Origin of the sequence: Pelagicoccus sp. SDUM812003 (assembly GCF_031127815.1) — a bacterium.
GTDB lineage: Bacteria > Verrucomicrobiota > Verrucomicrobiia > Opitutales > Opitutaceae > Pelagicoccus.
This window is the reverse complement of record NZ_JARXHY010000004.1, coordinates 17721-41344: the sequence shown is the minus strand read 5'-3', so window position 1 is coordinate 41344 and position 23624 is coordinate 17721. Positions and strand designations below refer to the sequence as shown.

At 59.2% G+C, this 23624-nt stretch carries 16 protein-coding genes and 1 tRNA gene; 9 read left to right on the top strand and 8 right to left on the bottom strand.

The features are described from left to right. Positions 1–59 precede the first annotated feature (59 nt). From QEH54_RS06835 to QEH54_RS06825, 3 genes are all read right to left on the bottom strand, one after another. Positions 60–1934 carry a hypothetical protein gene (locus QEH54_RS06835; RefSeq protein ID WP_309017901.1) on the bottom strand — a complete coding sequence of 625 codons (1875 nt, stop codon included), beginning with the start codon at positions 1932–1934 and terminating at the stop codon, positions 60–62. 42 nt (positions 1935–1976) lie between these two features. After that, positions 1977–4853: a TonB-dependent receptor gene (locus QEH54_RS06830; protein WP_309017900.1), complete on the bottom strand. Its 2877-nt coding sequence runs from the start codon at positions 4851–4853 to the stop codon at positions 1977–1979. A gap of 800 nt (positions 4854–5653) precedes the next feature. Then, positions 5654–5730: transfer RNA gene (locus QEH54_RS06825), tRNA-Asp, on the bottom strand. Between the two features lie 214 nt (positions 5731–5944). Here QEH54_RS06825 and QEH54_RS06820 point away from each other — a divergent pair. Further along, positions 5945–6538: a response regulator gene (locus QEH54_RS06820; RefSeq protein WP_309017899.1), complete on the top strand. Its 594-nt coding sequence runs from the start codon at positions 5945–5947 to the stop codon at positions 6536–6538. Between the two features lie 273 nt (positions 6539–6811). On the opposite strand, the gene tpiA is transcribed toward QEH54_RS06820, so the two are convergent. The 5 genes from tpiA to QEH54_RS06795 all read right to left on the bottom strand — a co-directional run bounded on the left by tpiA (position 6812) and on the right by QEH54_RS06795 (position 13403). Continuing rightward, positions 6812–7579, bottom strand: coding sequence for a triose-phosphate isomerase (gene tpiA / locus QEH54_RS06815; RefSeq protein ID WP_309017898.1), 768 nt, complete (start codon positions 7577–7579; stop codon positions 6812–6814). A 51-nt stretch (positions 7580–7630) separates the two neighbouring features. Then, positions 7631–8833 (bottom strand): phosphoglycerate kinase, encoded by a 1203-nt coding sequence (locus QEH54_RS06810; protein WP_309017897.1) that lies wholly within the window; start codon positions 8831–8833, stop codon positions 7631–7633. Between the two features lie 171 nt (positions 8834–9004). Then, positions 9005–10024 carry a type I glyceraldehyde-3-phosphate dehydrogenase gene (gene gap / locus QEH54_RS06805; RefSeq protein ID WP_309017896.1) on the bottom strand — a complete coding sequence of 340 codons (1020 nt, stop codon included), beginning with the start codon at positions 10022–10024 and terminating at the stop codon, positions 9005–9007. A gap of 129 nt (positions 10025–10153) precedes the next feature. Then, positions 10154–12601: an alpha-amylase family glycosyl hydrolase gene (locus tag QEH54_RS06800; RefSeq protein ID WP_309017895.1), complete on the bottom strand. Its 2448-nt coding sequence runs from the start codon at positions 12599–12601 to the stop codon at positions 10154–10156. Between the two features lie 82 nt (positions 12602–12683). Then, entirely contained in the window at positions 12684–13403 is a 720-nt protein-coding gene (locus tag QEH54_RS06795) for a hypothetical protein (RefSeq protein WP_309017894.1), read from the bottom strand. 238 nt (positions 13404–13641) lie between these two features. Here QEH54_RS06795 and mnmA point away from each other — a divergent pair, with 238 nt between their 5' ends. From mnmA to QEH54_RS06755, 8 genes are all read left to right on the top strand, one after another. After that, positions 13642–14727 carry a tRNA 2-thiouridine(34) synthase MnmA gene (gene mnmA / locus QEH54_RS06790; protein WP_309017893.1) on the top strand — a complete coding sequence of 362 codons (1086 nt, stop codon included), beginning with the start codon at positions 13642–13644 and terminating at the stop codon, positions 14725–14727. A gap of 40 nt (positions 14728–14767) precedes the next feature. After that, the gene (locus QEH54_RS06785) at positions 14768–16477 is read left to right on the top strand and encodes a GAF domain-containing protein (RefSeq protein ID WP_309017892.1); all 1710 of its coding nucleotides are present in this window, start codon (positions 14768–14770) and stop codon (positions 16475–16477) included. 47 nt (positions 16478–16524) lie between these two features. Then, positions 16525–17199, top strand: a complete 675-nt coding sequence (locus QEH54_RS06780; RefSeq protein ID WP_309017891.1) for a spermine synthase — start codon at positions 16525–16527, stop codon at positions 17197–17199. A gap of 14 nt (positions 17200–17213) precedes the next feature. Next, positions 17214–17984, top strand: a complete 771-nt coding sequence (locus tag QEH54_RS06775) for a glycerophosphodiester phosphodiesterase (RefSeq protein ID WP_309017890.1) — start codon at positions 17214–17216, stop codon at positions 17982–17984. Between the two features lie 122 nt (positions 17985–18106). Further along, positions 18107–19165 (top strand): ABC transporter ATP-binding protein, encoded by a 1059-nt coding sequence (locus QEH54_RS06770; RefSeq protein WP_309017889.1) that lies wholly within the window; start codon positions 18107–18109, stop codon positions 19163–19165. Between the two features lie 79 nt (positions 19166–19244). After that, the gene (locus QEH54_RS06765) at positions 19245–20006 is read left to right on the top strand and encodes an ABC transporter permease (protein WP_309017888.1); all 762 of its coding nucleotides are present in this window, start codon (positions 19245–19247) and stop codon (positions 20004–20006) included. A gap of 44 nt (positions 20007–20050) precedes the next feature. After that, positions 20051–21508 carry a GldG family protein gene (locus QEH54_RS06760; RefSeq protein WP_309017887.1) on the top strand — a complete coding sequence of 486 codons (1458 nt, stop codon included), beginning with the start codon at positions 20051–20053 and terminating at the stop codon, positions 21506–21508. A gap of 89 nt (positions 21509–21597) precedes the next feature. Continuing rightward, positions 21598–23622, top strand: coding sequence for a DUF4340 domain-containing protein (locus QEH54_RS06755; protein WP_309017886.1), 2025 nt, complete (start codon positions 21598–21600; stop codon positions 23620–23622). The last annotated feature ends 2 nt before the right edge of the window (positions 23623–23624 follow it).

Below are 23624 nucleotides of genomic sequence, written 5' to 3'. Positions count from 1 at the left end.
GTCCCCGTAATCACAAAGCCACTAGCGGCTTTGAAATTCTAAAAGAGCGGATACTTATTTTAGCGATCGAGCATCCAAGCGGCGATCTGGACGATGCCAGCTCCGTCATCTTCGCCAGAAGCGCGGATGGTGTAGACGCCTGGGTTCAAGCTGATGAGCAACGCTGCGGAGGTGGTGTCGTCGGTCGGGCGACCGTCTTCCGGAGCGAGCGTGGACATGCCAACGCGAGCGCCCATCATGTCGATGACGTCAGCGCGATCGGTCCATCCGGTTTCCGTCGCTACGACTTCGCCAGTGGTGAAGTCGCGGATCAGGATCTCCGGATCGGCGAGCAGATCAGCCGCTTCGAAGTTACTATCGTCGAGGATCTTAGGACCACGAGCGCGAATGATGAAAAGACGAGGCAGGTCGCCTTCAACCACCAGAGCGATGTTGGCGAAACCATTTACGTTGGTCTGGGCGAGGCTGGAAACGGAGGTCGGAGCCGCAATTGGGTAGGCGTTGTCGATTTGCGGCAGGTAGCCGGCGCTGTCGAGGTAGCTCCAGCCATAGAGCCAGTTGGTGGAACCAAAGGCGCCAATGTGGTCGACGGACAGGTACCAGGGATCGTCCGCAGGAAGAGCCTTCCTGGCATTGCTGAATGCTGGGCTGTCAGCCGATGGGCGAGGATCGAGCATGCCGTCACCGCTAACGAAACCAGGACCGTCTGGATTTGCTTCGTTTACTAGGGTGAAGGTGCCACGGCTCAGGCCGCGCAGCATTGGGTCGACAACAGAGTTGTTGAAGGATGGGTCGAAGAGGTACTCTTCGTCGTCGCCTTCGCCTTCATCACCGTGAGAAAGATCCGCCGCAGTTGTTCCGGCGAAGGAAGTCGCGTCGAAGATGTTGTTAGCAAGCTCGATCATGGTGGCATCGTCGTCAGGAGCGATACGCTCAGCAGAGTCGGCATCGATACGAACCGCTTCGTCTGTCCAGCCTGTGAAGATGGAGTTGAAGTACTTGGAGAACGCGTTGTCGCGAGTGCGCAGAGCGCGACCTGCGCCATCGCCTGGACCAACGAAAGTGGCGTTGTAGATGGTGGCGCCACCGATGTTGCCACCCTGGGAGTTCACTTCACCATCCATTTCGGCGCCGTTGTCCGGCTCGAAAGAATCATTGGCAGAGTTGATCCGAGCGTCCGCGATATTGAACCAGAATTGGGCCTTGCCGTTGTATCCTTGGTCGTAGTCGAAACCGTCATCACCCTGATAGGCTACCGCCATGAAGCGAGTGTTGACCGTACCGCCGAAGAACTCGACGCCGTCGTCCGCATTAGCAAAAACTTCGACGAACTCGATGAGAGTTCCCGATCCGACACCGCCAAGGGTCAGACCATTCAGTTCGTTGTCTGGAGCAAGGAGGGAACCGCCGAAACGAATCGAAACGTAGCGGAAGATACCGGAGTTGTCTTCAGCGTCTTCGCCACCGTAGAGACGAGCGTCTCCGAATGCGGCAGGGATACCTTCGATAGCGTCCTCAAGGCCAGGAGCTGTTCCAGTGCCGGAAGCGTTAGAATTGATCGGAGCTGCGCCAAGAATAACCACGCCTCCCCATGCTCCGCCTTGGTCGGGCGTCCAAGTGCCGTCCATAGGATCGGCAGCTGCGGTGAAGATGATGGGCTCGCTAGGAGTGCCTACCGCATAGATTTTGGCTCCGCGCTGCACGACCAGCGCCGAAGCGGATGCTCCTGTTCCAGCCTCAGCACGAATCACCGTACCCGGCTCGATGGTTAGGCTTGCTCCTTCTTGGACGAAGATAAATCCAGAGAGCGTATACTCGTTGTCGTTCGTCCATACGGTGTTCTCCGAGATGGGGGCATCTACGGTGATGTCAGCCGCATGAGCCGCTCCGGCCAACAATCCGGTAACAGCGATTAGCTTGAGTGCTCGTTTCATATAGTCGTTAGTTTTAGGTTGATTGAGGATTTTCAAATAGGGCTATAAAGAGTAGCTCAGCCCGAGAGAGTATTTGGTAGATGGGTCTTCTAGGTGGTAGATGTAGGTGCCACCGAGAAACTCGTGATACCCGAGCGAAGAATCCCTCAAGATGTTCGACGCCTTCAGCTTGAGCTTCCACGAATCGCCAAAGCGTTGGGTATAGATAAAATCGAGCGTCTCGCCGGGATCTTCGTACACATCCGGCAACTGAGCCACGGAGATGCGTGACAGGCGGGTGCCGGTCGAGTTGTAGTTGAAAGTGAAGGACGAGCCCCAACTGAAATGCTCCCAGGTAACGTCGAGGTTGAGAATCTGGTCGCTTTGCCCCTGCAGCTCGCGAGTGCTCGAAGTTTCCGGATCAAACACTAGCTTGCGAGTCAGCTCGTCGTCCGGACGCGTCACCTCCGAATCGATTATGGAGAAGTTGCCGCCTACCGTGAATCGATGGAACTCGCCAGAAAGCCAGGGCAGCTGCTTGCGGGCTTCGAGCTCGAAGCCTGACACTTCGCCTTCGTCGACATTCTGCCAAGTCTGCTGATTGATGAAGTCGACCGTTTGCTCGATCGGGTTGATGAGGTCCTTCTTGAAAACGCTGACCGCAAGCAGGTCGCCGTCCTGCAGGAACCACTCCCAACGCAAATCGTAGTTTTCGATGTTGGTCAGCTCCAGATCCGGGTTTCCGATGATCTTCTGCGACGCGAGCGCCGAGTATCCAGCGACTGGTGACAACTCTCTAAAGTTGGGACGAGCGATCGTTTCCGAGTACGCGAGGCGCACGTTCTGATTCTTGGTCGGACTCCAAACGAAGTTCACCGATGGCAGCGTATCGCTTTGGTCGATAGAGCCGATCCGATCGTCCAGCTCGTTTCCGAAACGGTCCGTCGACAGAACCTCGATCTGAGTATCCTCCTTGCGGACGCCAGCGATCAAACGGTACTTCTCCCCAAACGGAATGTCCACCATACCATACATCGCATCGATGTTTCGCGTGCCATCGTAGGTCGGAACGAAGTCGGTGACATCAATCATGACACGCCGCAGAAAGCCATTCTCGCTGAGGCCAATATTGCTGTCGGATAGGAAGGTGGTCCGATCTCCAAGATACGGAACGCCAAACCCTCGAGGATCGCGACCGAAGCCAAGCGCGAGCTCGTCGTAAGATCGGTCCGCTTCAATCGCTCGGTAGCCCACCTTGGCCGTAGCGTTACGCTCAAGGAAAGGAAGCGGGATGGTTACATCCAGACCGTTCTCAACGCTGTCCTCCTGCAATTCGCGAAACAAGCGCTGGTTGGTGGAGCCAACAGGGAATCCCCAATCGCCTGGCTCCGGATCCGGATAGTTATCAAGTCGAACGCGATCGAAAAACAAGCGGAAGTCAGGCTCGTCCTGGGAGCTTGAGGAATCGGAATAGTCCCACTCCACCTTCAATCCATTGAGATTCTCGAACTGATGCTTGCCGTAAAGTTGATGGGAGCTGATCTGGCGTTCCGTGAAATGCAGGCGACTTTCCCGGAGAAAGATGTCCTCGCTCACGACGACCGAACCTTGCTGAAAAACCGATTGGTCCGAACCGGACTGACTGTAGAAGTTCTTGAGCCCAACCTCATGATTCTCCGCGAGCTGATAGGAGAGGTTCAAAAGCGCTCCGACATTTACGTTGTCGACCGTCTTATCGACCTCGAAATCCTCAAGTTCGTTGATCACCCATTCGCCCTGAGAGAGCCTGGTTTCATAACGCGTTTCCGCGGCATCCTCCTGATGCGTGTATTCACGTGAGTATGACAGACTAGCCACATACCCAAAGCGTCTTCCGCCGAGCATCAAGTTATCCCCGAGAGCGATCGACCAGCTTTGATCCATCGGAGCTTCGGAGCGAATGGGGCTCATCGTCGTGGAGAATGAGCGAATAAGCTCATCGCGCGTTTCGACAGACGCATTGCTGGTCAGGTTTTGCGGGTCCAAGGCGAGCGCCGGCAAAGCTCGTGTTCCATCGTCCTTGCCCATCCAATCGTCACCGCCACCTGGGTAGGATAAAACCTCTTCGCCTGTGGTACCATCGCGAAAGCCAAAGCCAATCGAAGCAGTGAAAAAGTACTGGTCAGGAAACGCCTTGGTCTGAATGTCGACGGAACCACCAGTGAACTCTCCTGACTTGTCCGGAGTAAACGTCTTGGAGGTGGAAATGACATCAATCAATCCGCTCGGGAACTGGTCGAGCTGGACCGCTTTGCGATTCGGATCGGAGCTCGGTATGTTGGTGCCGTTCAACGTCGTGTTGTTGTAGCGATCTGACAAGCCGCGCATGACGACATACTTTCCGTCTACTATAGACGCCCCTGTCACCTTGGACATGGCGTCGGCGGCGTCGCCCAAGCCAAGTCGACTAAACGCTTCCGCTCCGATGGCATCGCCAACAGACGCCGACTTCTGCCGCTTAGACAAGAGGCCAAGATCCGAACTCTCCAGAATGGTGGCCTTAACGGTGAAACTATCCAACTCCACGATGTCGGAGTCATCGCCATAAAGCGGCACGTTCACCTTGGCGACATCGCCCGGGCTGACCGCTAGCTCCTCGACCGTGGATGACTTGTAGTAGTTAGCGGTGGCGATCAGCGTGTACTCGCCTTCCGGCACGTTCGTCAGAATGAAACGGCCATCCAAATCCGTGGTGGCCGAGATATCGGTGCCAACCAATGTGACGCGAGCGCTCAGTACGCCTCCGCCAAAATCGGCGTCCAAAACGGACCCCGAGACGATGCCAGTGCTGGCTGCCCTAAGAACAGCGCCTTGAGACACAAATAGGGCCACTACCATCGCGAAGATCGGCAGTTTGGCGAAGCCCCATGTGGACTTTGTATTACGGGAATTTAAAACCATAGCTAAAAACAGTTTGAAGCCACATGACTTCACAGCCTGATAGAATCTCAATGGGAAATCCGCTCTGTAACAGTCTTGTCACTACGCCGTAACAGTTCCTATAAATTCGTAACTCCGCCGTCACATTGATGTGAACAAGCCACGCTTTTTGGCGCGCAAACGACACCTTGCACCTAGGTAGATGGCCTTGGGTTTCAAAAAACCGCCAAATTCGGGTCATAAGGACCTCAGGCCATACCTGTATTCACATTTCGTATACGTGTAAGTTGAGAGAATACCTACTCCCCCTTCGAGCTGGGCTCCGCAATGAGGGAGCCCGAAAAGCGTCTCGCCGCTCGCTCCGCATCTCAAAGTCGCACCTTAGAATTCTCGAGCCAGAGAACGCTACCCTTCACACCGCCTGTCCACCAAGCCCAACGACGGCGCCTCCCGCCCGTTTTGTCCAAGGGGGGAACCGGCTATCGAACACGCCTTCGCGAACGGACTTGCATGCAGCCGAGCAACGGCGAAGCCCGAGGCCACGCCAACACCCGCGGCGCGAGCGAAGCGAGCAGCAAGGCCGCGGGATCGAGGCCCGTCGGCATGCAAACTTCGGATACAAAAAAACCGTCCCAGCGAATGGAACGGCTTTTCTGAAAGTGGCGGGATAGACGGGACTCGTTCAGGGCGAAGCCCGAGGCCACGCCAACACCCGCGGCGCGAGCGAAGCGAGCAGCAAGGCCGCGGGATCGAGGCCCGTCGGCATGCTAACTTCGGACACAAAAAAACCGTCCCTGCGAATGGAACGGCTTTTCTGAAAGTGGCGGGATAGACGGGACTCGAACCCGCGGCCTCCTGCGTGACAGGCAGGCGCTCTAACCAACTGAGCTACTACCCCGTGGTGTTGATGAGGACGCTGAAAGTAGGATCGAGCATACCCAAGTCAAGCGTCGTTTTGAAAAAAAAGGCGCGTTTTTGGAAAGTTCAAAAAGCCTCCGGCAGAGGTCCTTTTCAAACGTCTAACTAGGTGAAACCATAGGGTCCACTTTCCCCCCGGGCGGGCTTGCATTATTCCCGAATTTTTAACAAACATACCAACCGCAACGCTTCGCATGCCAAAAAAGTCACCGTCAAATCAGCTGGAGCTGTGGAGCTCCGACGCTTATTCGACCGCTACTCAAGAGACCCTCTTCACTAGCGATCAGCTTGACCGACTCTCCCCACGAAACCCGAGGAGCAAGAAGACGGAGCGCACGCCGACTCCCACCTCCACCAGCCGCTTGCTGGACCACTCATTCGCCCAGCGGAGACCGCTGAACATCCTGGTGGCTGACGACAACGAGATCAACCGCAAGGTCATTCGCATCATCCTGCAAAAGCTAGGCTACAGCTGCGTGGAAGCGGAAAACGGTCGCGAAGCTCTCGAGCGCCACAGCGAGGACAACTACGACTACATTTTCATGGACATCGACATGCCGGAGATGGACGGCATCGAAGCCACCCATGCCATCCGCTCCGCCGAGCGGGACGAGCCTCAGGCGGAGATCATCGCGGTGACCGCCAACGTCTCCAATGAGACGCGTCTCAAGTGCCGTCGAGCCGGCATGAACGGCTATCTGGAAAAGCCGATCACCGCGACCATCATCAAGGACCAGCTCCTGCGCAGCTGGCCGCGCATCCGCAGCCGTCGCGGCAAGAAGAGCTAGGCTAGCCCTCAAACGGCAGCGTCGTTCGCTCGGTCGGACGCCCGCCTCGAATCACGACCGCCGGGACGACTGTCCCCACTCGCCTAGCGCGTTCGCCGTTTGGATTGTCGCGCGTCTTGATCGGGCTGAGGTTTAGTACGCGAGCCCGGAGGTCGCGCGCCACCATGGCGACTGACTCGACAAAAAAACACTCTGGGTTCCCACGCAAAAAACGCCCTCGGCCGCGGGGACCGAAGGCGTTTTCGAAAAGAATCGCTAAAGCGAGATGCGGGACTAGTCAGCCTTGCGGGCGGACTCGATGAGATCGCAGAAGGACTTCGCCTCCAGCGCGGCGCCGCCGATCAGACCGCCATCGATGTCCTTCTGGGCGAGAAGATCGTCCGCGTTTGCCGGCTTCATGGAACCGCCATAGAGGATGCGAATCTTCTCTGCGACCGATGAGCCGTACTTTTCCGCCAATACCGAGCGGATGGCGGCGTGCACCTCCTGAGCCATTTCCGGCGTAGCGGTCTTGCCGGTGCCGATGGCCCAAACCGGTTCGTAAGCGATGACCACCTTGGCGGCGTCCTCGGCGGAAACGCCCTCCATGCCGCCGAGCAGCTGAGTCTTGTTGACTTCGAGGGTCTCATCCGCTTCGCGCTGCTCCAGCGTTTCGCCGATGCAGAGGATGGGGATCAGGTTGCTTTCGAGAGCGAACTTCACCTTTTCGTTCACGAACGCGTCGGTTTCCGCGAAGTATTCGCGACGCTCGCTGTGGCCGAGAATCACGTACTTGGCAAAAACGGCGCGCAACATTTCAGCGGAGATTTCTCCGGTGTAGGCGCCGCTAGCCTTCGGATAGAGGTTCTGGGCGCCAAGCTTCACAGCGGAATCCTCGATGACCTGGGAAACGCGATCCAAAGCCACGGCAGTCGGGCAGACCACCACCTCGACCGACTCGTCCTTGCTCACGAAGGAAGCGATTTCCTTCGCGAGGTCGGCGCCGTCGGCCGGCGTCTTGTTCATTTTCCAGTTTCCTGCGATGAGATATTTGCGGGACATAGTGTTGTGTTTTGAAATTTCGGATTTGAGATTCGGAATTCGGCCTTGGCCCTACTTCTTGTCGAGCGCGTCGACGCCAGGAAGGATCTTGCCTTCGAGGAACTCCAGGCTGGCTCCGCCGCCGGTGCTCATGAAGGAAACCTTGTCGCCGTAGCCAGACATGTTGACCGCGGTGACGGAGTCGCCACCACCAATGATGGTGACCGCGTCCTGGTTTTCCGCGATGGCCTTGGCCACCGCGAAGGTGCCCTTGTTGCAGGCGTCGCTTTCGAAGATGCCCATCGGACCGTTCCAAAGCACGGTCTTGGACTTGGCAACTTCAGCGCAGTAGAGCTCAGTGGTCTTGGGGCCGATATCCACGCCTTCCCAGCCTTCCGGGATGTTTCCTTCCGCATCGGATTCGCCGATGTTTCCGGCGGTCATGGTGCTGAAATCGAAGGAGTCCACGGTTACGTTGTCGATGGGGAGAAGCAGCTTCACGCCCTTGGCCTTGGCCTTTTCCTGCAGGGCCTTGGTCATGTCGACCATGTCGGGCTGGCAGAGGCTGGAGCCGACGGTCTTGCCGTTGGCCAATGCGAAGGTGTAGGCCATGGCGCCGCCGATGAGGATGGTGTCGGCCTTCTCGAGCAACGCGTCGATGACCTTGAGCTTGTCGCTGACCTTCGCTCCTCCGAGGATCACGGTGAAAGGACGCTCCGCGTTCGCAGTCTTGTCGCCGAGGAACTCGAGCTCCTTCTGGATGAGGAAGCCGCAAACCGCTGGCTTGAGGAACTCCGCGATGCCCGCGGTGGAGGCGTGAGCGCGGTGGGCAGTGCCGAAGGCGTCGTTGATGTAAACGTCGCCCAGCTTGGCGAAGGCCTTGGAAAGCTCCGGATCGTTCTTCTCCTCGCCCGGGTGGAAGCGCACGTTTTCCAGAAGGGCAACGCTGCCGGGAGCAAGCTCCGCGACCGCCTTTTCAGCGACTTCGCCGCGAGATTCGGGCACGAACACCACCGCCTGACCGAGCTCAGCGGAGAGGGCCTTCGCCACGGGTTCGAGCGAGTACTTCGCATTCACCTCGCCCTTGGGGCGGCCGAGATGGCTGAGCAGCACCGCGGTGCCGCCATTGGCGATCACGTGCTTGATAGTCGGCAGAGCGCCGAGGATACGGGTCTTGTCGGTCACTTCGCCGTCCTTGAGGGGCACGTTGAAGTCGACGCGGATAACCGCCTTCTTACCGTTAAGGTCGATGTCTTCGATGGTTTTTGTAGCCATGGCTTAAAAAGAATGGATGGACGGCCTTCCCGGAAGGCGTCCGAAAATTGAGAGTGGAGGTGGGCGGGCTCGGTTTCCAAAACCGGTACGCGCCTGGAAACGAAAAAAGCCCTTTGCCCGCGCAATTACGGGCGCAAGCAAAGGGCCTGGAAAAATCAGCGACTCACTCGATTAGAGAGCAGCAACCTTCTTGAGAAGGTCGACGACGCGATTGGAGTAGCCCCACTCGTTGTCGTACCAGCTAACCAGCTTGAAGAAGGTGTCGCTCAGGCCGATGCCCGAGCCAGCGTCGAAGATGGAAGACGCGGCGCAGTGGATGAAGTCGGAAGAAGCGACCTGATCTTCGGTGTACTCGAGAATACCCTTGAGAGGACCTTCCGCAGCTTCCTTCATCTTCTTACAGATTTCTTCGTAGGAAGTCGGCTTGCTGACCTTAACCGTGAGGTCGACAACCGAAACGGTCGGAGTCGGAACGCGGAACGCCATGCCAGTGAGCTTGCCCTGCACTTCCGGGAGCACGAGGCCGACAGCCTTAGCAGCGCCAGTGGAAGATGGGATGATGTTCATCGCAGCGGCGCGGCCACCCTTCATGTCCTTAGGAGACGGTCCGTCTACAGTCTTCTGCGTAGCAGTGTAGCTGTGAACGGTGGTCATCAGACCTTCTTCGATGCCGAAGTTGTCGAGAATGACCTTGGTGATCGGAGCCAAGCAGTTGGTGGTGCAAGATGCGTTGGAGATCAAAGTGTCTTCCGCAGTCAGGGTGTCGTCGTTTACGCCGAGAACTACAGTCTTCACGTTGCCCTTGCCTGGAGCGGAGATGATGACCTTCTTCGCGCCAGCGTCGATGTGGCCTTGAGCCTTGTCGTCCGCAACCCAGAGACCAGTGGACTCGATCACGATGTCGATGCCCAGCTCCTTCCAAGGGAGGTTGGCAGGGATTTCGCGCAGAGCGAGACACTTGATCTTGTGGCCGTTAACAACCAGCGTGTCGTCGCCTTCCGCAGCTACTTCGCCATTGAAGCGGCCCTGAGTGGAATCGTACTTCAGCAGGTACGCGAGGTTGTCCGCAGGAACGAGGTCGTTCACAGCGACTACGTCTACTTCAGAGCCGAGAAGGCCTTGGTCCACGAGCGCGCGGAATACGAGGCGGCCGATGCGGCCGAAACCATTGATAGCTACTTTTACAGCCATGGTGTTTTCTTTTTTGCTTATTGACGTCTTTAGTTTCTTCACGCGGGCGAAAACCCACGCGAAGCGGGAGTACATGGAAGGCTCCGAAGAAAATCAAGAAGTTATGACGCGTGAATTTTCATCACAGTATTAGCTTCTTTTCTCCCACAAGCCGCAGCTCAAGGGAGGCAAAAAGAGACGCTTATCTACCCGATTAGCCCACGTTTCATCTTTGGCGTCATGAAAGCGTTCGTGATCGGCGATCTGGCGCCAAGCGAGCTCCGCCCATTTGCCGAGCTCGATCTCCACCGGACCAAGTCCGGGGTTGATGGCGAAGAGCAGCTTGGCATCCCCCCATTCCCCCTTCGCATTATATATACATGCGTAGGAACCGCTGCTTTTCCCGTCGATGAACTCGAAGAACGCATCTGAAGCCCGATTGTAGTGACGCAGCAGCTCGCCCTTGCTGGATAGCCGAAAACGCACCCAATCCGCAAAGTAGCGGGCGCAGTTCGGGTACTGCAGGGCCCGTTTGTAGTCGAGGGCGTTTCGCGGCCCATCCTGGTATGTGTTGCGCACCCCGTTCTTCGTCCCCAGAAAGTCCATACCTGCATGCAGCATCGGCATGCCGATGGACATCATCAGGGTGGCGATCATCAGCCGGGTTCGAGCGATGTCGTGATGCGTTGGATACGTCCCATCGAAACCGCCATGCTCCGTCACGTCATCGATCCAGACCCGATCGTCGTGGGATTCCACATAGTTGATCGTCTGAGCAGGCCAAGTGGCGTAGTGGATGGGCGAGCCCTTTGTGAAGTACTGGATTTCCGGCATGCCCGCCCCTCCGCGTACGAAGCGCTTCAAAAACTCTCGGTATCCATCGTTCCAAGACGCGTAGCCAGTATCGCGCAGCTCGGGTCCGATATGGCCGCGAAAGCTCCACGGCTCCGCGATGAGTATGATGTCGGGCCGGATCGCCTTCAACTCGCGCTCCACCTCCTCCAGGGCAGGCTTGCCGACCAGATCCGCCAAATCGAAGCGGAAGCCATCCACGCCGTAGAACGAGACCAGATGCTTGAGGCTATCCACGATGATGCGCCTCGCCATAGGGGCGTCGCTGCGAAAATCGTTCCCGCATCCGCTCCAGTTGCTCAGCGAACCATCCGCTCCCACGTGGAAATAGTAGAGCTTGTCGATGAACATCAGATGAGCCGGCTCGCCCACGTGATTGTAAACCACATCGAGGATAACCGCGAAGCCCTGTCCATGCAGCGTGGATACCAGCTCCTTGAACTCGTCGACCTGGGAGGCTTTCTCCGGGGCCTTGGCGTATCCAGAATGTGGAGCGAAGAAATTGGCGGTCATATAGCCCCAGTGGTACTCGTCGTAGCTTTGGCTATCGTTTTCCTGAATGGGCTGCAGCTCGATGGCGTTCACCCCGAGGCGCTTGGGATAGAAATCCTTGCGCTTGGCGTAGGCCGCCAGATCGGAGAAACCGCGTGGCTTGCCCTCCTCCGCCGGCAGGTCGGCAAGGTTTTGAGTGAAGTCCCGCACATGGCCTTCAAGCACCACCAGATCCTGCCACTGAGGGGAGGAAAACGGATGCGGCGGGCGGCCGTGTCGCGAATCGTCGACCACGATGCCCGGACCCTCCCGGCCGATGGCGGCCCTGGCGTAGGGATCGAGCACCTTGAAGTTAGGATCGAAGAGGCTGAACTCGTTTTTCGGCCCATCGAGGCGGAACCAGTAGTACCAGCCGCGCAGGTCCTGCTCCACGGTAGCCTCCCAGACGAAGTCCTCCCCACGTTTCATGAGCACCCAGATCACTTTCTCGGGCTGATCGAGGTCCTCGAAAAAGCCGACCTTCACCCATTTCGCCCTGGGAGCGAACAAACGGAAGGTCACGCGCTTTCCTTGGGGGATCGCTCCCAGCTCCTTGTCGGACTTCAGGCCCAGAAAGAAATCCCCGAGGTTGAGGTTCGCCCGCTCCACGCCCTTGCGCGTGTGGTAGAGCAAGCTGTTGTTTTCCGAAAAGTCGATCTGCGACTTCAGCACGAAGCCAAGCCGGTGCCTGCCGGTGACCTTGCTGGAGTACGCGTAGTTCCAGTTGCCCATGCCGTCCTGAGCCAGGTTCGGGGCGGACATGTCGACCAGAAACCAGTGATGGCGATCCGTGACGAACTTGAACTGGCTGCCCTCCGCGGGCGACAACGAGTCCAGGTCCTTGCGCAGCGCCAGAACGCGGCGGCCGCCCACGCGTTCCGGCACCAGCTCCCACTCGTCCTTGCCCACCGCGTCCTGCCAGCCGTTGAAGCCGCCCGCCACATATATGGACGCTCCTTTGTACTCGATTTTCGAATACTTCTCCGGATAGAAGACGAACACGATATGATTCGTCTCGTCCACGAAGTAGCCGCTCTTTTCGCCGAACTCGCTAGCGGGCAGCGGATAGAGCGAAAGGTAGCCGTGCAGCTTTCCTTCCATGCTGATCGGAGGCATGCGAGTCGCCCTCCAATCGCGTTGCAGCTCCACCACTCCCTCTTTCATTGAGGTCAGGTAGGCCTTGCGGATGTGTTTCGAGTCAGATGCAGGCGCCATAGATCAGTGCTTGTAACCATGCATCAAAACACGATTCGCGCCAACACAAGAAAAACCCTCCGCCGCGGCGGCGATATCGTCGCTAGACGCCACGGCGCCCGACGCTGCCTAGCAAATCCGCCGAGCGTTCGATGGCCTCGAGGTAGCGCTCGAAAAGCGCCAGGGCCTCCTCCTCTCCGAAGGGAGCAAGCTGCGAGCCGTCCTTAATCGCCTGCAGCTCCTCGAATACGGACAGGTCGAACATGACGTGTCGCTGCAGCTTGGAAACCGCTTCGCGCTTCTTGGCCGGCACGCTCACTTCGTAGAAGCGCAAGGCCGCTTTGAGCATGATCTGGAAGGCGGAGAGCGATTGGAGCATCAAATCGAGCAGGGCCTCCGCTCCCGCTTCGGTCAGCAGGTAGCTTTCGCGCAGCTGGATCAGCTTTCCCTTGAGCTCGTGCTCCAGCTGAAACTTCAGGTTCGCCTGGCTGATGGGCAGGGCCTTCAGCAGGTCCGGACCGTAGAGCACCCGGTGGTTTTCCTTGATGTCCAGCAACTCGATGGGAAAGACGTGAGAGGAATTCATCAATCGCTCGTGGGCGAAGAGCAAGGGAGGCGGGTTTCCCTGCCTGGCCCAGCGCCTGGCCAAACTCCGCAGGGCGTTCAGCTCCTCCATGCCCAGCTGGGCGCACACCACCATCATGTTCACGTCCGAGTAGCCTTCCGCGGAGTCGCCAACCGCCGCTGAACCGTAAAGCGACACCATCGTAAGTCGCTCTCCTAAGGCCGACCTAAGTTTCTCCGTGAACGCTTCCGGGGTCATTGAGCTGCGAATCTGATGTTGAATGGGAGCTCCGTTTTTGCGCGCTTCCTTGTAAAAAGCGAGAACGGAATAACCGTCAGGAGCGCGAATCTATCCTATAGACAAGCACTTAGCCGACCTGAGAGTCATGCTGACCGACCAGCGGCGCCGCGCCGCGTCCTAAAACCGCCAGGCCGCTGCGCCACCCCGCTCAGGTAGAGCTTGCCTCGCCCCCGCAGCCCCCACTATTTCCCCAGCCATGAAGAAGATCCTAGTCGCCATGTCCGGAGGCGTCGACTCCGCCGTCGCGGCCCTGCTCCTCAAGGAACAGGGGTGCGACATCGAAGGCGCCTACATGAAGAACTGGATCAATGAGGACAATATCCTGGGCGATTGCCCCTGGCAGCAGGACATCGAAGACGCCGCCGCAGTGGCGGATGCAGTGGGAATCCCCTTCCGCGTGGTCAATCTCATGCACGAGTACCGATCTCGCATCGTGGAGTACCTGCTACACGGCTACCAAACTGGCATCACCCCGAATCCGGACGTGATGTGCAACCGGGAAATCAAGTTTGGCGTCTTCCTGGACTACGCCTTGGAAAACGGTTTCGACGAAGTCGCCACCGGCCACTACGCCCAGCTCCGTCGCGATGAAGAAACCGGCCAACGCTCCATCATTGAAGGAGCCGATCCCAACAAGGACCAGAGCTACTTCCTCGCCATGATGCGGCCCGAGCAAGTGGCCCGAGCCAACTTTCCGGTGGGTCACCTGCTCAAGCCGCAGCTGCGCGAGCTGGCCCAGCGAGCCAAGCTGCCCAACGCCTCGAAAAAGGACAGCCAAGGCATCTGCTTCATCGGAAACATCAAGATGTCCGACTTCCTGCGCGAATACGTGCCCGACCAGCCAGGGCCCATCCTCCGCGCCGACGACGGTCAGCAGCTCGGCGAGCACCGCGGACTGCACTACTTCACCATCGGCCAACGCAAAGGCATCGGCGTACCGTCGAACACCGACAACCAGTTCTATGTCGTAGTGGGAAAGGACAGCAAACGGAACGCCCTGCTGGTTTCCTTCGAATCCCCCGGCGCTCCCGGCCTCTACACCTCCCGCTGCGAAGTGTCCGGCCTCAGCTACACCGGACTTCCCATCCCTCAGGACTGCAGCATCGAAGCCAAGGTGCGCTACCGCGATCCGCGGGTGAAAATCAACTACCGCCGAACGAGCGACGACCATGTCGAAGTCGCCTTCGAGGAGCCCCAGCGCGCCCTCGCCCTTGGACAAATCATCGCCTTCTACGACGGACCGACCCTGCTCGGCGGCGGCGTCTATTCCAAGATCGGCTGATCCCCTTTCCCTTTCCAAACCCACCATTCGACTACCCGCCTTGCAACGTCTCAGCGAAAATCCGAACACCCTGCTGGCGCTCTACCGCATCAGCCAAGCGGCGAGCAGCGCCAACACTCCGCGCGACGCCTACATCGTCATCATCGAAGAGCTCCAGCGGCTCTACGATCCGCACGCCGCGGCTATCTGTCTCATAAATCCAAATACGAGCCTGCTGGAGATCGACTACGCTCTCGGGTACCCGCCCAACCTTCCCGAACTGGCCATCCATCCGGGAAAAGGCATCTCCGGACGAGCCGCGTTCAACGGGGAGCCGATTCTTTGCAACGACGTCGAGACCGATCCGCGCTACGTGAAGCTCATCGAAGGCGTGCGTTCCAAGATCGCCGCCCCGATGATCGCAGGCGGCCAGATCATCGGAGCCCTCAACGTGGACCGCGATCACGTCGACGGGTTCACGGAAGACGACCTCGACAACCTGGTCCATATCGCCAACGAGGCATCGCGCGTGCTGCAAAGCGTCTGGCGAAAACGCCAGCTGGTCATGCAGTCCAGCCAGCTCAACGCCTTGATCGAAGTCGGACAAAGCATTGTATCTAAATTTGAAATACAAAGCCTTTGGCAAACCGTGACCGAAGCGGCCCACCAACTGACGGGGGCTGGCCTCTGCACGCTGCAGCTGTACGAGTCGAAGGAGAAGAAGGTCAGCCTGCAGACCGTTTTCCCCGAAAACCTGGAATTCTTGGACATGGTGGGCGACATCGCAGTGACCGAAAGCCTCGCTGGCTCCGCCATTCGAACCAAACGGCAAGTGGAGTTCTCCAACATCACCACGCCTGACTACCGGGACTTGCATGACGTGCCGCACGATTCCGAGGTCACCTCCTGCCTCTCCACTCCGATGATCTACGAGGGCAAGGTGATCGGCATCATAAACGTATTCACTCGGGAACGACACCGCTTCGCAAACAGCGAGCGACGCCTCCTCCAGGCCTTCGCCAGCCTAGCTGCCGTGGCCGCCCAGAACGCCGAGCTCTACTCGCGCGTGTTTAATAGCGAGGAGCGCCTGCGCAAAAGCGAACGCCTCACCACCCTAGGACTGCTCTCAGCGGAGATCGCCCACGAGATCCGAAATCCGCTCACCGTGATCAAGCTTCTCTTCAGCTCGCTCGACCTGCAATACCCGGAGAGCGATCCGCGCAACAAGGACAAACAAGTCATCCGAGAAAAGATCGACCACCTGGAAGAAATCGTCAGCAAGGTGCTCTCCTTCGGCAAGGCCCCAGAGGGGATTTTCACGCACTGGGACATCGACGACCTGATCGCCGACACCTGCTTGCTGGTGCGACACAAGATGGGACAGCTCAAGATCGACCTCAGGCACCATGCCAGCTCGCGCAAGGCCCGAGTGAATGGCAACAAAGGCCAGCTGCAGCAGGTCCTGCTGAACCTCATCATCAACGCCACTGACGCCATGCCCAAGGGCGGTATCCTCACTATCACTACAAAAGTGGAGCAGATCGAAAGGCGATCGGTGGTCGCCCTCTACATCGAGGACACAGGCTCCGGCATCCCCGAGAACCTAGTCGCCCGCATCTTCGACTCCTTCCTCACCGGAAAAGCCGAGGGCACAGGCCTGGGGCTTTCCATCGTCAAACGCATCCTGCGCTCTCACCACGGCGATATCAGCGTCACGGATACAAGCGAACATGGCACCACCATGCGCATCGAGCTTCCCTTCGTTCGCTAACGCCTCGCCCCAGCCCCGCTCCCGCCACCCGCATCGCAACCCGCATCGTGAAACCTCGCATCAAACTCGCCGAAACCTCCCTCGAATCGGGAAACATCCTAGCCCTCTACGAACAGGACGGGGCCTACTCCATCAACTACCGTGGCCAAGAGCTCATGCACTCCAAGGCTTCCGCCTCGGAAGTCCTGCTAGGACAGCTGGGAGCAGCCGGCCTGCCCGCCGCCGAGCCGAGTCGTACCCTCGTCGGCGGCTTGGGTCTGGGCTTCACCTTGCGAGCGCTGCTGGAGGCCGCCCCGAGCGAAAGCCAGATCGAGGTTTGGGAGCTCGCTCCCGAGGTCATCGAGTGGAACCGCCAGCACCTGAAGTCCCTCAACGGGCGCTGCCTGGACGACCCGCGGGTGCGGGTGGAAACAGGAGACGTGGCCCCGGTCATCCGCAAAGCGGCCCCTGCCACCTACGATTGCATTCTGCTCGATGTCGACAATGGCCCGGCGCCCATGGTCGCCAGCGGAAACGCCTCCCTCTACTCCCCCTCCGGCCTACGGCAGCTCAAGGCGAGCCTCAAGCCGAACGGACAAGCCATCTTCTGGTCGGCCGGTCCCGACGAGCGATTCGCCCTGAAGCTCAAAAAGGCGGGCTTCGTCACCCAGGAAATCCCAGCCAAGGTCTACGAGGGAGCCAAGCGGGCCGCCTACCGTCTCTACCAAGCCCGCAAAGCCTGAGCCCCCCTTCGCTGTTGCGAGGGAATCCACTGCCGCCAATTCGCCACCCACCCTTCCAGATCGTAGCCCATCGAGGCGCCTCCGGCGAAGCGCCGGAAAACACCCTGCCCGCTTTTCAGCTGGCATGGGACGAAGGCGCCGACGCCATCGAAGGCGACTTTCATCTGACCGCCGACCAGCGGGTGGTCTGCATTCACGACGAGGATACGGGACGCGTTTCCGACAAATCCCTTCCCATCGAGCGCACCGATTTCGCCACCCTGCGAGGACTCGACTGCGGAAGCTGGAAATCGGAGGCCTTCGCCGGAGCCCGCATTCCGAGCCTGACGGAGTTTCTCGACCTCGTACCGCCGGGCAAATCCGCCTTGCTGGAGCTCAAGACTGGATCGAAAATCGTGGAACCGCTGCTGGCGGAACTGGACCAGCGCCCGGTCGATCTATCGCAGCTCACCTTCATGTCCTTCCAAGCCAACGCCTTGGCGGAGCTCAAAGGACGGCGTCCCCAAATCGAGGTCCGCTGGCTGCACGAGTTTTGCCAGCCGCCTGATCGGGAAGCCCTGCCCTTCGTGATCGACACCGTCCGAAGCTGCGGAGCCAGCGGCGTAGGCCTGTCCGCCCTGCCCTTGCCCTCCCGAAGCTTCGCCCAGGGGCTGCGGAAGGCCGGCATCGACTTGCACGTCTGGACCGTCGACGATCCGGATCTCGCCAGGCGGTGGATCGCCCTGGGCGCCGCCTCGCTCACCACCAATCATCCGTCTCGCCTGCGTCAGCAGCTGTCTCGGTAGATTTCGCCCCGAGCCGCATCACCTACGCAAATCCATCCCATTCAACGATATTGAGATTGCGGAGGGATAAAAGCCCGTCTTTCAATGTCTCCTCTCGTAGCATCACGAAACCGAGCGATCAATTGGACTCCCGAAACAACACAATCGAAGTCGAGAAACTCCACAAGCGATTCGGCAAGGTCGACGCAGTGAATGGCATCAGCTTCGAAGTCGGCAAAGGCCAGATCGTCGGCTTTCTCGGACCCAACGGGGCGGGGAAAAGCACTACCATGCGCATCCTCACCGGCTACACGCGGGCGAGCTCGGGCTCCGCACGCATCTGCGGCATTCCCGTGGCCAGCCACCCGCACGAGATCAAGCGCCGCATCGGCTACATGCCGGAAAACAACCCGCTGCCGCACGAGCTTCGCGTGCGCGAGTACCTGAAATGGCGGGCCAAGATGAAGGAGATCCCCTTCTCCAAGCGCCGCCGTGCGGTCGACGCCGCCCTGGAGCGCTGCGACCTGGCCCGGGCTCAGGACCGCATCATCGGCAAGCTCTCCAAGGGCTTCCGCCAGCGCGTGGGCATCGCGGACGCCATCCTGGCGGATCCGGAGGTCATCATCATGGACGAGCCGACCATCGGGCTCGACCCGCATCAGGTCATCCTCATCCGCGACCTCATCGCCAAGCTTCGCGGACGCATGACGGTCATCATTTCCAGCCATATTCTGCCTGAGATCGAAATGACCTGCGACCAGATCATCATCATCAACGGCGGCAAGATCGTGGGTCAAGGCACGCCCGAGGAGCTGCGGACCACCTTCATCGACTCCACCTCCTACGAAATCGAGCTCAACGGCGAGCTCTCGGAGCTCGAAAAGGCCTTGGAAGACCTGGAGGCTCCCGACCTGGCGATCGATACCACCAAAGCCGCCGACGCGAACGGCTTCGCCACCATCGACCTGCGCATCAAAGGCAACTGCGACTACGGAGAGGAGCTTTTCCGCTGCCTCTCCCACCACGACTCCCTACGCATCCGTTCCTTGCGAAAACGGGCCGCGCCCCTGGAAAACGTCTTCCTGGCCGCCACCCGCCGCAGCTGGGAGGAAGTGGACGAAGGGATCGCGAACCCGATGCCTCGAGCCGCGGAAGACCGTACCGACGAAATACGCCCGCAGGAGCCGCGCGACGCTCGATGAGAATGAAACCTTTCACCCTATCCACATCGCCAGAAGCATCCGAGCTTCTCCGCGCCCTCCGTGGTTAAACAAATTTCCCGTGCGCCATTATTTCACACTTCTACGCAGCGAGATCTGGCGGTTGCTCATCAACCCCAGCACCTACATCGCGGCCTTCCTGTTTCTGTTGGTGATGGGCTTCATGTTCCAATACATGCTCACCCTCTACTCCTCCGACCCGCAGGACGAGACGCCTAGCGTGCTCTTCTTCCAGATGTTTTTCATCCCGGTCTTCTTCATGGTCCCTCTCCTCACCATGAGAAGCATGGCGGACGAGCGCAGCAGCGGCACCATCGAAAGCCTGCTCACCACGCCGGTCACCATCACCGAGGTGGTGCTTGCCAAGTTTTCCGCCAGCTACCTCTACTACTGCACGCTTTGGCTGATCACCGGGACCTTCCACATCATCTTCTTCACCTTCGCTCAACAGGACACCATCATCGACCCCTATCCGCTGATCGGCGGATACGGTTTCATCTTTCTCAGCGGAGCCCTCTTCCTGGCCCTCGGCATCTTCGCCAGCTCGCTCACCAGCAGCCAGCTGGTGGCAGGCATACTGGGATTCTCTCTGGTGTTCGGCTTCATCGTCATCGGCAGCAACATTTCCGACCTCACCACCATCGCTCCCGGACAGCACCTTTGGATTCGCCAGCTCGCCGATCACACCAACGCCCTGCAGCACATGAGCGACTTCTCCGCCGGCATCATCGACACCCGCGCCGTAGTGCTCTACATCACTTCGTCCCTAGCGTTCCTCTTCCTCGCCATTCTCATGGTGGAGTACAAGGACGGTCTGTCCTAAGCGGACCGCACGCGCCACGCAGCCTAAGATTTCACCATTCCTAAATGGACTCCTTTCAGAACAACCGCATTTCAGACCGCCTCCAAGCGATCGTCCAGGTTGCCCTCGTCTTTCTCATCCTGATCGCCGTCAACTACATCGGCATGCGCACCTACCAGCGCATCGATCTGACCAAAGGAAACATCTACTCCCTCTCCCCGGAAACGCGAGCCTACCTCCAGCAGCTCGACCAGCCCATTCAAGCCATCGTCACCATCCCGGAAAACTCCGACGATCCCGGCCTCTCCGATATCCTTAAGGACGTGCGCCTGCTGCTGCGGGAGTATGAATACGCCACGCGAAACCAGGGCGAAAACCGCGTCACCGTCGAATACCTCAACATCTACAGCCAGACCAGCCGAGCTCGAGCCCTAGGCATCGACGATCCGAACGTCATCGTCTTCAAGACGGGAAATCGGCAGCGACAGGTCCGCATCAACGAACTCTACAAGCTGCAGGACTCCGAGCTGCGCGAATTCCTAGGCGAAAACGTCTTCACCCGCTCCATCCTGGAGATCGTGGAAAGCAGCGAACCGGTCATCTACGTCACCACCGGTCACGGCGAGCTGGCGCCGAACGACGTCGGACAGGAAAGCGGCGCCTCCGCCCTCTTCAACGAGCTCAAATCCCGCAACTTCGCCACCCGCCCCATCGACCTCAGCACCGCCGAACGCATCCCGGAGGACGCTTCCATGCTCCTGATCGCCTCCCCCAAGGCCCGCTTTCTTCCCCAGGAGCAGCTGCTGCTGCAGAACTACCTCGACAAGCGAGCCGGCCGCGTGCTGATCCTGCTCGAGCCCGGGCACGAGCACGGACTCGACGACCTTCTCTACAATTGGGGGCTGCTAGTGGAGGACGCCCTAGTGGTGGAGAGGGACCCGGCCTACATCATAAACGGGGGCGACCTCATCATCCGACGCTTCGCGGACCACCCGGTCACCAGTTCGCTCTACAACCTGAACATTCGCGTCATCACCGATCGCGCCATCTCGGTGCGCGAGGATCCAGGTCGCCCGCTCGACGATTCCCTCGCGGTCACCGAACTGCTGATCACATCGGACAACAGCTGGGCCGATCGACAATACCGCAAACCCGGACCGGCGACCTTCGACCCGAGCATCGACATCCCGGGGCCGGTCAAGATCGCCGCGATTTCCGAGCAGCAGGTCGACTCCTCCCTCGGCATCTCTCTGCCCGGCGGAAAGGTCACCGTGATCGGGACCTCCAACTTCGTATCCAACCAGCGGATTCAATCATCGGGCAACCTCTACCTGATCCTCAACGCCATCAACTACTCCATCGACCGCTTCACGCGGCTCAACATCCCCCCGCGCCCCATCCGAAAGGTCAAACTCGACCTCTCCTTGGAACAGCTCCACCTCGTGCGCTATCTCATCTGGTTCGGCCCGCCCGCCATCGTCGGCCTGCTTGGCCTCCTCGTCTACCTTTCCCGCAGAAACTAGGAGAAGACGGAGGCCCCTGACCACTCTCCCGCGAACGCGCCAGGACAACTCCGTTTCTCGCTCTCACTCTTTCATCTTTCATTTAGCCGATGCGCCTAAAAATCACCCTCACCCTTTTAGCCATACTGCTAGGACTGCTCACCTACATCTTCTACATCGACAATCAGATCGATGAGGACGACTACGACCAAACCCGCAGCAACGTTCTGGGCGACCTCGCGATCGGTCTCGACTACCTGAGCATCCTCAACAACGCCACCGGCCAGCGCATCACCCTGCAGCTGAGAAACAACAAATGGTTCCTCACCGAGCCCTACGAATGGCCCGCTAACGAATTCGCAGTGCAGCGCATCCTCACCGAGCTGCGCTTTCTCGAGCGCATCTCCAGCTTCGAGACCGACATCGTCAGCCAATCCGGGGTCTCCATGTCCGACTACGGCCTCCGCCCACCCCAAAGCACCCTCTTCCTCGGCCGCGGAAAGGAACGCGTCGCCATCGGCATCGGCAAACCCACCGAGATCGGCAACAACCTCTACATCCTCTCCACCGACCAAAGCCAAGTGCTGGTGGTCAACCGCAGCCTGCTGGAAAGCCTCAGCGTCTCGCTCGACAGCCTGCGCTCCTCGCGCCTCTTCCAAACCGCCGTCTTCGAAGTCACCTCATGGAACATCCAAGTGAGGGAAAACAACCGCAACGTACGCGCCTGGTTCGCCAAGGAGGGCGATCGCTGGAACTTTCAGACGCCCATCCGAGCCCGAGCCGATTCCGCCGCGGTCAATACCTTGCTCAACCGCTGCCTCAACCTGGAAGCGGACTCCATCGTGGCATCGAACCCCACCGACCTCTCGCCCTACGGACTGCAAAGCCCGCTCTACCGTATCGCCATCGAGTCCGACCAGAACCGCGAAGTGCTGGAAATCGGCGAGCGCATCTCGCCCGAATCCGACTTCCGCTACGCGAAACGCGAAAGCCGGCCCACCGTCTTCCAACTCCGCATCGACTTTCTGGATACACTCGGCAATGCCCAGACCAAACTCCGGGAGCGCCGCATCTTCGAGCTGGACGTCACCGCGGCCTCCACCCTCACCATCGAACGCCGAGACGAGCAGCCCCTCACCCTGCAGAAGCTGGAAAACGGCAGCTGGGAGCTGGTGGTGCGCCATCAGGAGCAGGGCATACAAACCCAAAAGGGAGACGCCGAAATCATCGAGGAAATCCTGCTCTGGCTCAACGAGCTGAAAGCGGTGCCCGGTACCGGCTTCGTCAACGACGCGCCCTCCGCGCCCGACCTCGAATCCTACGGACTCGAGGTTCCGGAATACTCCATCACCATCACTTCCAACCGCGTCTACGCCTCGGAGGAAACGCTGTCGCAGCCCGCCACCGAAACCCTGCTCATCGGCGACCGCTCCCCAGACGATCGCATGGAGAGCTTCGTCAAGCGGCAGAGCAAGGACTTCGTGTATTCGGTCTACAACGACATCTTCGAACGCATCGACAACAACCCCGACCGCTACAAGGACCGCCAGATCATCGACCTGCCAGCAGGCCAGCGCATCAGCCGCCTCACCATCAGCAGGATCGCCAACTCCGAGCAGTTGGCCAGCTTCTCGCTCGAAGCCAACAGCGCCGCTCCAGAACGCGCCAGAAGCCTCGCCGCCCAGATCGCCAGCCTGACCGTCGAAAGCTTCAATCCGGGCGGCTACACCCCCACAGTGGATATCGCTGGTCGGGAAACGCCATGGGTCTACCAATTGACCGCTACCGTCAGAAACGGTAACGACGATCCCGACTCCGCTCCCGAGCCGATCGAACTTCTCGTCTCGGAGACCTCCGGAGGCCCGCTGCTCTACGGAGCGATTCCCGACCGCGACCTGTCCTTCCGCTTCGACATCGACTTCATCGACGCCTTCTCGGAGATCGTTTTCGACCGCGTCGCCAGACCCGCCCCACAACAGCCTTTCAGCAGCCGTCCCCTGCCGGAGCAAGCAAGCCAAGACCAATCGCAGGCCCAAGCCGAGCCCGAGAGCTTGCCCGTCGACGAGTCCCCCACGCCAGAAGAAAACGCGGCCGAAACGAGCGAGGATACCGCCCCGGAACCCGCCGCGGACTAAAG

What these genes read in the sequence shown, in the direction of transcription:
- QEH54_RS06835 (WP_309017901.1), bottom strand. Translation starts at nt 1,934, where the DNA reads ATGAAACGAGCACTCAAGCTAATCGCTGTTACCGGATTGTTGGCCGGA.
- QEH54_RS06830 (WP_309017900.1), bottom strand. Translation starts at nt 4,853, where the DNA reads ATGGTTTTAAATTCCCGTAATACAAAGTCCACATGGGGCTTCGCCAAA.
- QEH54_RS06820 (WP_309017899.1), top strand. Translation starts at nt 5,945, where the DNA reads ATGCCAAAAAAGTCACCGTCAAATCAGCTGGAGCTGTGGAGCTCCGAC.
- tpiA (WP_309017898.1), bottom strand. Translation starts at nt 7,579, where the DNA reads ATGTCCCGCAAATATCTCATCGCAGGAAACTGGAAAATGAACAAGACG.
- QEH54_RS06810 (WP_309017897.1), bottom strand. Translation starts at nt 8,833, where the DNA reads ATGGCTACAAAAACCATCGAAGACATCGACCTTAACGGTAAGAAGGCG.
- gap (WP_309017896.1), bottom strand. Translation starts at nt 10,024, where the DNA reads ATGGCTGTAAAAGTAGCTATCAATGGTTTCGGCCGCATCGGCCGCCTC.
- QEH54_RS06800 (WP_309017895.1), bottom strand. Translation starts at nt 12,601, where the DNA reads ATGGCGCCTGCATCTGACTCGAAACACATCCGCAAGGCCTACCTGACC.
- QEH54_RS06795 (WP_309017894.1), bottom strand. Translation starts at nt 13,403, where the DNA reads ATGACCCCGGAAGCGTTCACGGAGAAACTTAGGTCGGCCTTAGGAGAG.
- mnmA (WP_309017893.1), top strand. Translation starts at nt 13,642, where the DNA reads ATGAAGAAGATCCTAGTCGCCATGTCCGGAGGCGTCGACTCCGCCGTC.
- QEH54_RS06760 (WP_309017887.1), top strand. Translation starts at nt 20,051, where the DNA reads ATGGACTCCTTTCAGAACAACCGCATTTCAGACCGCCTCCAAGCGATC.
- QEH54_RS06755 (WP_309017886.1), top strand. Translation starts at nt 21,598, where the DNA reads ATGCGCCTAAAAATCACCCTCACCCTTTTAGCCATACTGCTAGGACTG.